The sequence below is a fragment of the Methylobacterium sp. J-076 genome, assembly GCF_022829405.1.
Classification (GTDB): Bacteria; Pseudomonadota; Alphaproteobacteria; order Rhizobiales; family Beijerinckiaceae; genus Methylobacterium.
On record NZ_JAKSXW010000145.1, the window covers coordinates 1 to 7312 of the forward strand.

Below are 7312 nucleotides of genomic sequence, written 5' to 3' on the forward strand. Positions count from 1 at the left end.
GATCGACGGGCGGGATCTCGATCACCGGCACGGTGGCGGTCGCAGTGGCGGTGGTGTCGGGCTTGGTGCTGGCCATCAGGCTCTCCGCATCATCGGTGTCGGGACCGCAGCGAGGTCATCCCTCAGCCGCGATCCCGGATCGTCCGCCGCTTTGGTCGGCGGGATTTGCGGTCGTGCCAGCCTTGCATCCTCTCCCATGACGTGAAGGACAGGCTGACTTCCATTGTCGGGCTGACCGCATCGCCCTCAATCGCGCAGGGAAGGAGGCCCCATAAGGGCACCACGCGCAATTCCGTGTCAGGCGACGCGCTGCCAGCGGGAGCCGTCAGCGGCATACCGCTCGGCGCCGACCGTGAAGGCTGAGCCGGGGGTCGAGAGATCGCGACGGGTCTGCTCGACGGCGGCACGGGTCTGCGCCGTGCCACCGTTCTCAGCCTTGCGGTTCTCCGCCATCCAGGCGGCGATGCGCTCGGTCTGCGTCAGCTTCGGCTTGGCGGCGACCGGCTCAGGCTTGCGAAGGGTGTGACGCGCCCAAGCGGCGCCTTCGTTGATCTCAGAGCGTGTCATTGACGATCCTCCCGGGGAGCGGGACGACATCGCCCCAGATGTAGCCGGTGTCGGTGCCGAGGTTCGGCAGCTTCACGCGGCTGGCGATTGAGGTGTGAAGCTGATCCTGCCGGCCCTGCCAGCTGCAACGGGGCTCGCCGGTCGGGACCGGATCAGCTCCGTCAGGCAGGGCGAAGTTGGCGGCGGCGATTAGAGCCGCCCGGTCGCGGATCTTTTCCAAAAGAGGCACGAGGCGCTTGGCTTCGACGGCGTACTGGTCGGCCAGCTTCTCGACCTCGGCGCTGGCCTTCAGGGCGTTGCGAACCAGTTCCTTGCGACGCTTCTGCTCGGCCTCGTAGTCAGCCTTGGCCTTGGCTTCGGCGGCGAATGCAGCGGCGTGCTGCACTTCCAACTGGTCGAGCTTGATCTTAACGACCGCGATGCGGTGGTCGAGGTTGGCCACGTCGTCGGTGGTACCCTTCATCAGCACGCCGGCACGGCTGCCTTCCAAGGCGTCGCGTTCCGACTCGGTCGCATCGCGCTCTGCGGCGATCTGAGCGGCGGTCCGGGGCGCGGGCGGCACCGGATACAGGACGACCTTGCTGGGCTTGAGACCGACAACGGGAGCAAGGGCGCGGTCTTGGCAGGTCTGACGGACGTTGGCGGTCGGGAGCGCGTTCATACCGATCTCCCTCAAGCTGCGCGAGCGAGGGCGGGAGAGGCCGGCGGCGTGCGCGGGCCGTCGCCATTGGTGCTACGTCGGCCAGCCGTGCCGAGACGGATGGTGGCAAGCGGAGAATTTGAAAGGAAGCGCTCGAATTCCGTCTTCATAATGAAGGTTCGGCGGCCATCTTTCCGAGCAGCCAACCGCCCATCGCTAATCGCCTGATAGATACTGGTCCGCGGAAGAGGTCCCACGCGGACGGCGTCTTCGATGGTGAGAGCGATCTTGTCTGCAGTCTGCATCGTCATCACTCCAGTTGTTCGAAGTGAAGTTCGGTCAAATTCGACTCTGTTGCTACGTCACGATTTCCGCGGCGTTCATGTGGCGACGCCGGCCCATCTTGCGATAAGTCCGTCTAAGCCAACCGCATCGTAGTAAGTTCGAACCAATTTCGAGCACCTGTCGCCCCTTAAATAAGCGCGAAGCGCGGTGTCGTTGCCGTCCAGGAACATGGCCAGAGCCACCTTGGACACTAGCCATGGGCCGCCCGCGACATGTCGGCCGATGTCATGGTCACGGCACCACATTCGGATTGTGCGCTCGGTGCGATTTGCCTGCTCGGCAGCCTCTGCCGTGGTTAGCCCTTCCCGTCGGTCGAAGGGGACCAAGCAGTGCGGGCCAGCGTGATCGGCCACTCCGTGACCTTGGGGCGGGTTGGGGCGACCACTCCGGTTACCTTCACTTACGCGCGTGCGCGTGTGCGTGCAGTAGGGAGAACCCGCCCCAACCCGCCCCATCACTCAGCTCCCCTACTGGGAAGGGGCCTAACCTCGACCCCTTCGTACCCGCGCGCCCGACTACCGACGCCGGTCGGGACGTGCTTGTTCTTCTTGAACCCGAGCTTATCCATTCTTTCACCGAAGCTTGTCAGGGTCCCTATCGGTTCGTTGTTAGACTTTCCATAGTCAGTCCAGGACGAAAATAGCTCCTGCGTCGTCGCCTTGCGGTACGGATTGGTTTTCTCGACGATGCAGCGCTCTTCCAACCACTGGCTGAACGTGTCCTGCGTCGCGAAATATTCGTCGGTCGCGACTTTCACGACTTCTGGACGCACCAGACGATTGGCCTGCCAGTCTAAACAGCCCTCAATCATCCAGCGCAGGATCGCAGGCCACTCGGCGCGCAGTTTCTCTTCGAGCTGCGGATCGGGCGCCGCAGGCTTGAACAGGAATGGCAGCAAGTTAAACCGGCGCCGGGCGGCATCGTCCACGCTAGACAGGCCGGGCTTGTTGTTGCCGATGATGAGCAGCTTCAGGACGGGCACGAACTCAAATTCGTCCTGGCGCATGTACCGGGCGCGCATCACGTCACCGCCGGTGAGCTGCTTGATCCTGCTCTCGGCCCACTGCCGGCCCTGCTCCGTCTCTGATGCCGTGACGAGACGGGCCCCACGCAGTGCCGCGATTTCTGTCGGGTGCCGGTCGTGCTTGGCCGCCGTGAATGTCTCCATGGCGGCGTTCACAGCGTAGTCCGCCAGGATACCAGCCAGGACGTGGATCAGCACACCCTTGCCGTTTCCGCCACCACCGTAAGCGAAACACAGAGCCTGCTCGCTGGTGTCACCGGTCAGGCAGTATCCAGCCCACTGCCGTAGGAACCGGATGTAGCCTGCATCGCCCTGCGTCACGTCATCAAGGAAGCGCAGCCAAGTCGGGCAGTCCGGCGCCTCTGCCGGTGCGACTGCCGTAAGCTTAGTGATGCGCTCCTCACGACGCGCCTCGCGCAACTCACCAGTCCGAAGATCAATCGTTCCACCGGGCGTTCCCAGAAGCCATGGATCAGCGTCCCATCCTTCGATGGTGACAGCGAAGGCGGGGTCTGAGCGGGCAAATCGCTCGACACCGGCGGCGAAGCTAGTCTTGCTCGCGATGAACCTAGTCTTTGCTGTCTCGTTGGCGCACATCTCGCGGGCGAGCTGACGGGCGTATTTAAACGCCAACCCGCACCGGTTCGGCACCCATGCCGCTCCGGTCCAGGTGTGCCACTTCGCTGTGTCATGGCAGAATAGAAGCTCGCCTGTATAGCGCTCGGCGAAAGTCCGGGCAGCCCAGTCTTCGGTCAGCAAGTCGCCATTACTGCCGCTAGTGGCGGTGCCGCGTTGCTGGAAGTCAGAAATGTTTAGAATATCCTCAAGTGGCGATGACACCACGGCCCTCCCTGCGCTGCAGTTCCTTGCGGGCGATGGAGCCAACAATCTTCGTCACCTCCTCGGGCGAGAGCGGCGGTCGGCAGCGAGCGATATTCCAGGCCTGCACCAGTTCGTGGGTGACCTCAGCGTCCACCCAACGGCGTAAGAGAAGCCCGCTCAGCCGGGAGACAGCGGTGTTCCGATTGCCTTCTCCCACGCCCATGGCCACGAGCCGCCGCCATTCAGACGGGTCGCGTCCCGCTCTCCCATTCCGGGGACGCGCCAGGGCCGCGACGAGCCAAGCCGGCATTGGCGCAGGGGGCACCTCGTCGGGGTGGTGGTCTACGGACCACGCGTACTGCCGTCCGGATGCGTGCAGGCTCGGCGGGGCGACGATGTAGCCGCCAGTCCCACGGATATCGAGGCCGGGTGCCAAGCCACCGTTGTCACCCGTGCTGTTGCGGATCTCGACACCTTCCGGGGGACGGAAGAAAATGTGCTGGCCACCGCCCCCGGTGAGGGCGCGGGTGGTCTCCGGCAACAACCCGTGTTCGGCCTCCAACGCCTCGAGGCTAGCATCGCCGCCGTGACGGGGATCGACGTCGAGTACGATGGTGTGGCCCGTCGCTAAGCCGACGTTGGCGAATGGGGCGTTGGTGAACCAGTGCCGCACGATGTGTTCGTGCGACGTCGCGTTGTTCAGACCGCTCGGTGCGAGCTTCGCCAGAGGATGTTTGCCGGCGTCATCGCAGTCGGGCTTGCCGCAGGTGCAGAGGAACCGCCCCGCCGAATCATGCCGCATGCCGTGTAGGGGAAAGACACGTCCGCCACGGCGCACGAGGTAGAGGGCGGCATCGAGGGTGGTGCTCATGAGCGCCCCCGAAAATCGCGCAGCGCATGTTTGCGACTGATCGCCAGAAGGCGGAAATCTGCATAGGCATCGCTATCGACCCACTCGTCGGGTGAGACCCCGCAGCAGGCCGCCAGCACAAGCAGCGCGCCGCTATCGATGCGAACCAAGGTGATCAGACCAGCGTAGGACCGCACCGGGCCAGGCGGTCGGTCACCGGCTCGCGCCTCTCGCACCCGGTATCGCCGCGTGCTGTGGTCGAGCGCCCAGAGGAAGTCGTCGTGCTGGAGGAGATGACGCGGGATCATCGACGCGCCTCCTCTTCCGACTCCGCGACCGCCTCGGCGAAGCCGGGCAGTGCCTCGGCCGCATGGGCGGCACAAATCGTGAGCAGGCGCAGAGAGCGCATCAGCCCGCGGTCGTCGCGGAGCGCCGCATACTCGACCGCGTGCCTGGCGTAGAGGCTGGCCTGATGGGCGATGTCGGCGACGGCATCCCGATGAAGGGAAACCACCACGGTTTTGGGACCGGAGGGAATCGAGGGGAGGGGGGCGATCATGCGCAGCCTCCCCGAAGGAAAGCGCGCGCCTCTGCACGGCCGGCGAGCACACAAACCACTACGCCCTCGCGGTCCAAGATCGCGACCGAAGCAGAAGGCGGCGTGGTGATCGGCCGACTGATCTGACGCGGATGCCGGGCCGCGCGCCTAGCCTGCTCAGCCACGACCGGTCTCCGAAGTGGAGTGGATCACGCGGCCGAGACGCGCCAACGCCCAATCGTCTAGGAGGTCGACGGGGTAAAGCGGCACCCGGCCGTTCTTCTGGAAGGGCGGTCCACCGCCGAGGCAGGCGAGCTTCGCGAGTGTCGCAATCGCCATCTCGATCCCGTACCGGTCGAGCAGATAGCGGCTGGCCTCCCAGCGGCGCAGTCGCGGCTTGCTGACCTTGGACTGCGGGCAAAGCTCCGCCGGGGCCCTCGCGAGGGCTTGTTGAATGTCTGACATTTCGTGATCCTGAGTGCGGGCCTAAGGGCTTACGGCTCGGGGCGGGTGTTCATTGGCGAACCACGGATGCAGTCCGCGATGCGGTGGAGGACAAAGCGGCCGACGGCCTCTGTCGTTGATTTGCCGCCCTCCCGGTCACGGGCCTCTTCGGCCAGGTTCTGCCAATCGCGACGGTCAGCCGCTTCCATGAAGGGCTTCCAGCGGACGTAGGTGAGCCACCAAGCGGCTCCATCCGAGAAGTCGAAGGACACCTTGCAGAAGTATCGGATCGCATTGCGCGTGATCGCGACGGATACGTTGTTGATTAGCTGCGTATCTTCATTGACCTCAATCCCGCCGTGTCGCTCAAAGCTACCGAGGATGGCGGCCAGCATTTCGTGGAAGCAGTGGTCCAAGCCAAGGTGGGCGAAAGCCTCTGCGGACGGAGGCTTGTGCGTCGTCTTGCCGTCACGATCCTTGCCACCGATCAAGCCAGCGCTGCGAACCAGGGCCGTGGTCGCTGCCGTTTCGGTCGCATAGCCGCCCGACAGGGCCGAGATCAGGAGGTTGCTCGCATCTGTGACCGTCATCTCGGCCGCGTTGAGGCCGCGACCGGAGGCCCGGATCAAACCGGCTTTGCCCAACTCAATCGCCAGCACATTGATGCTGCGCTCCGGCTCTCGAAGAGCCGCCGCCATGCCTGCAATGAGTGCGCTGCGCTTTGCCATAGATCCAATCTAATCGGATTTTAATGGATGTAAACCCATCGGAATTCGATTTCGTTCGGATTTGTGCAATTGGCCGTCGCACGCACCGAATGGGCGAGCGGCGTTCGTGAGAAGGCTGATAAGCCTGTGGGTCGCCTTCCATCCCCGGAACTGCATCGCCGCTGGACCGTACGCTTTCTGTCGCAGCCGGCAGGGAGGCCAACATGCTGTCGTTGGGCGTGTTCTGTATCGTTGCAGGCGCGGGCACCGTCGCTTCTTCCCTATGGACACGACGTCAGCGCCCAGTCTTCGAGGCGATGGGCGGCGGTCTGTTTCTGGTAGGCCTTGGCTTGGCGGGGGCCGCCTTTGCCTTGGTGGCGTAATCGGCCGTGTGATTGACGGAGGGAGCGGGACTCGAACCTGCAACCGGACCGTTATGAGCGGTCCGATCTACGGGTTTCAGCTACCGACTGAGACGTTGGTCAGCACGCCCGCCGCTCGCTTGACCTCGGTGGCGATCAGTTCTTCGCTCGGCCCACCGATTGGAAGCTCGGCTAGGATCACCGCGACGTCGCGCTTCACATCCTCCCGCACCTCGGGGTTCTCCTCGGACAAGCGGCCGATGAGGACGCCGAGGACGATCTCCATCGCCGTCATCTTTGCGTAGAGGCGGGTGAAGTCGTCCAAGGGTTCGGGGTCGTTCGCGTTCATGTCTCGCTCCGTTGATGCAGTGGCCAAGTTGGCCGTCGCACCCGAGGGGCCGTCGCCTTACGTAATCAAGTGGCCAACCTTGCCACTTGAACCGATGGCGAACGTCCGGGTCGAGAGCTTAGTGACCCGGATAGGGGAACGAGTAGCCAGCGCGGTGAGCGAACCTGTCCGCCTGCTTCATGCGATCACGGGAGCGATCAATCGCCGCCTCCGCGTGCGACATGAGCATGTCGGATCGGGCCATCTCGAAACGAGCCATCCGCACCTCGCGCAGGGCGAGAAGCCAGAGGATCAGGCGCATGAGCGGATCCCCTCTAGCTGCATCAGATCCAACACCACCGCTTCGGCGACCTCGTCGTCGTAGGCGTGGCCCCGTTGCTGCCGCAAGCAGCAGCGGAGGTGATCGCGCCCGTCCTCCAAGCTGTTTGAGACCGCGAAGGCGCTAACCTTCGCTAAGACGTCAGCGAGATTGGTGACGGGGTAGAGTGCGATGCGTGACCGAAGGCGGCCACACAGTCGTGCGAGTCTTGAGTGGGTCCCGTCATCCAGCCAGCCGCTCCCATCCAACCGCTCGCCTTCCTGAACGAGCGATTGGTAAAGGCGCTCGTAGCGGTGAACTAGCCGCGCCAGCGCCCGTGTGGGGCTAGGGGTGGCCGCAGCCGGC

13 protein-coding genes are annotated in these 7312 nt (G+C 64.3%); 1 reads left to right on the forward strand and 12 read right to left on the reverse strand.

The genetic code is table 11. The features are described 5' to 3' along the window. The coding region (locus MKK53_RS20940; protein WP_243930701.1) for a hypothetical protein at window positions 1–200 on the forward strand (200 nt) is incomplete at its 5' end. Window positions 201–297: 97 nt separating this feature from the next. Here MKK53_RS20940 and MKK53_RS20945 read toward each other — a convergent pair. The 12 genes from MKK53_RS20945 to MKK53_RS20995 all read right to left on the reverse strand — a co-directional run. Next, on the reverse strand, window positions 298–567 hold the full coding sequence (locus MKK53_RS20945) for a hypothetical protein (RefSeq protein ID WP_243930702.1): 270 nt from the start codon (window positions 565–567) through the stop codon (window positions 298–300). Next, window positions 554–1228, reverse strand: a complete 675-nt coding sequence (locus MKK53_RS20950) for a hypothetical protein (RefSeq protein WP_243930703.1) — start codon at window positions 1226–1228, stop codon at window positions 554–556. Before MKK53_RS20950 ends, MKK53_RS20945 begins: the two co-directional genes overlap by 14 nt. Before the next feature lie 359 nt (window positions 1229–1587). Then, entirely contained in the window at window positions 1588–2007 is a 420-nt protein-coding gene (locus MKK53_RS25745) for a helix-turn-helix domain-containing protein (RefSeq protein ID WP_409564386.1), read from the reverse strand. Next, the gene (locus MKK53_RS20955) at window positions 2007–3416 is read right to left on the reverse strand and encodes a phage/plasmid primase, P4 family (protein WP_243930704.1); all 1410 of its coding nucleotides are present in this window, start codon (window positions 3414–3416) and stop codon (window positions 2007–2009) included. Before MKK53_RS20955 ends, MKK53_RS25745 begins: the two co-directional genes overlap by 1 nt. Next, window positions 3400–4269 (reverse strand): bifunctional DNA primase/polymerase, encoded by an 870-nt coding sequence (locus MKK53_RS20960; protein WP_243930705.1) that lies wholly within the window; start codon window positions 4267–4269, stop codon window positions 3400–3402. Before MKK53_RS20960 ends, MKK53_RS20955 begins: the two co-directional genes overlap by 17 nt. Beyond that, on the reverse strand, window positions 4266–4556 hold the full coding sequence (locus MKK53_RS20965; protein WP_243930706.1) for a hypothetical protein: 291 nt from the start codon (window positions 4554–4556) through the stop codon (window positions 4266–4268). The genes MKK53_RS20960 and MKK53_RS20965 overlap by 4 nt, the downstream gene beginning before the upstream one ends. After that, complete coding sequence (locus MKK53_RS20970; RefSeq protein WP_243930707.1) at window positions 4553–4807, reverse strand: hypothetical protein; 255 nt, start codon at window positions 4805–4807, stop codon at window positions 4553–4555. Before MKK53_RS20970 ends, MKK53_RS20965 begins: the two co-directional genes overlap by 4 nt. A 156-nt stretch (window positions 4808–4963) precedes the next feature. After that, a complete protein-coding gene (locus tag MKK53_RS20975; RefSeq protein WP_243930708.1) occupies window positions 4964–5251 on the reverse strand; it encodes a hypothetical protein in 288 nt (95 codons plus the stop codon). 29 nt (window positions 5252–5280) lie between these two features. Further along, window positions 5281–5958, reverse strand: a complete 678-nt coding sequence (locus tag MKK53_RS20980) for a hypothetical protein (RefSeq protein ID WP_243930709.1) — start codon at window positions 5956–5958, stop codon at window positions 5281–5283. Between the two features lie 438 nt (window positions 5959–6396). After that, entirely contained in the window at window positions 6397–6648 is a 252-nt protein-coding gene (locus tag MKK53_RS20985; RefSeq protein WP_243930710.1) for a hypothetical protein, read from the reverse strand. 118 nt (window positions 6649–6766) lie between these two features. Next, a complete protein-coding gene (locus MKK53_RS20990; RefSeq protein ID WP_243930711.1) occupies window positions 6767–6949 on the reverse strand; it encodes a hypothetical protein in 183 nt (60 codons plus the stop codon). Next, window positions 6940–7312, reverse strand: a 373-nt coding sequence (locus MKK53_RS20995) for a hypothetical protein (protein ID WP_243930712.1), incomplete at its 5' end; no start/stop codon positions are given. The genes MKK53_RS20995 and MKK53_RS20990, both read right to left, overlap by 10 nt.

Bases quoted from the DNA above. Each gene is read 5' to 3' on its own strand.
- MKK53_RS20945 (WP_243930702.1), bottom strand. From the start codon at position 567: ATGACACGCTCTGAGATCAACGAAGGCGCCGCTTGGGCGCGTCACACC.
- MKK53_RS20990 (WP_243930711.1), bottom strand. From the start codon at position 6,949: ATGCGCCTGATCCTCTGGCTTCTCGCCCTGCGCGAGGTGCGGATGGCT.
- MKK53_RS25745 (WP_409564386.1), bottom strand. From the start codon at position 2,007: ATGGGGCGGGTTGGGGCGGGTTCTCCCTACTGCACGCACACGCGCACG.
- MKK53_RS20980 (WP_243930709.1), bottom strand. From the start codon at position 5,958: ATGGCAAAGCGCAGCGCACTCATTGCAGGCATGGCGGCGGCTCTTCGA.
- MKK53_RS20985 (WP_243930710.1), bottom strand. From the start codon at position 6,648: ATGAACGCGAACGACCCCGAACCCTTGGACGACTTCACCCGCCTCTAC.
- MKK53_RS20960 (WP_243930705.1), bottom strand. From the start codon at position 4,269: ATGAGCACCACCCTCGATGCCGCCCTCTACCTCGTGCGCCGTGGCGGA.
- MKK53_RS20975 (WP_243930708.1), bottom strand. From the start codon at position 5,251: ATGTCAGACATTCAACAAGCCCTCGCGAGGGCCCCGGCGGAGCTTTGC.
- MKK53_RS20950 (WP_243930703.1), bottom strand. From the start codon at position 1,228: ATGAACGCGCTCCCGACCGCCAACGTCCGTCAGACCTGCCAAGACCGC.
- MKK53_RS20965 (WP_243930706.1), bottom strand. From the start codon at position 4,556: ATGATCCCGCGTCATCTCCTCCAGCACGACGACTTCCTCTGGGCGCTC.
- MKK53_RS20970 (WP_243930707.1), bottom strand. From the start codon at position 4,807: ATGATCGCCCCCCTCCCCTCGATTCCCTCCGGTCCCAAAACCGTGGTG.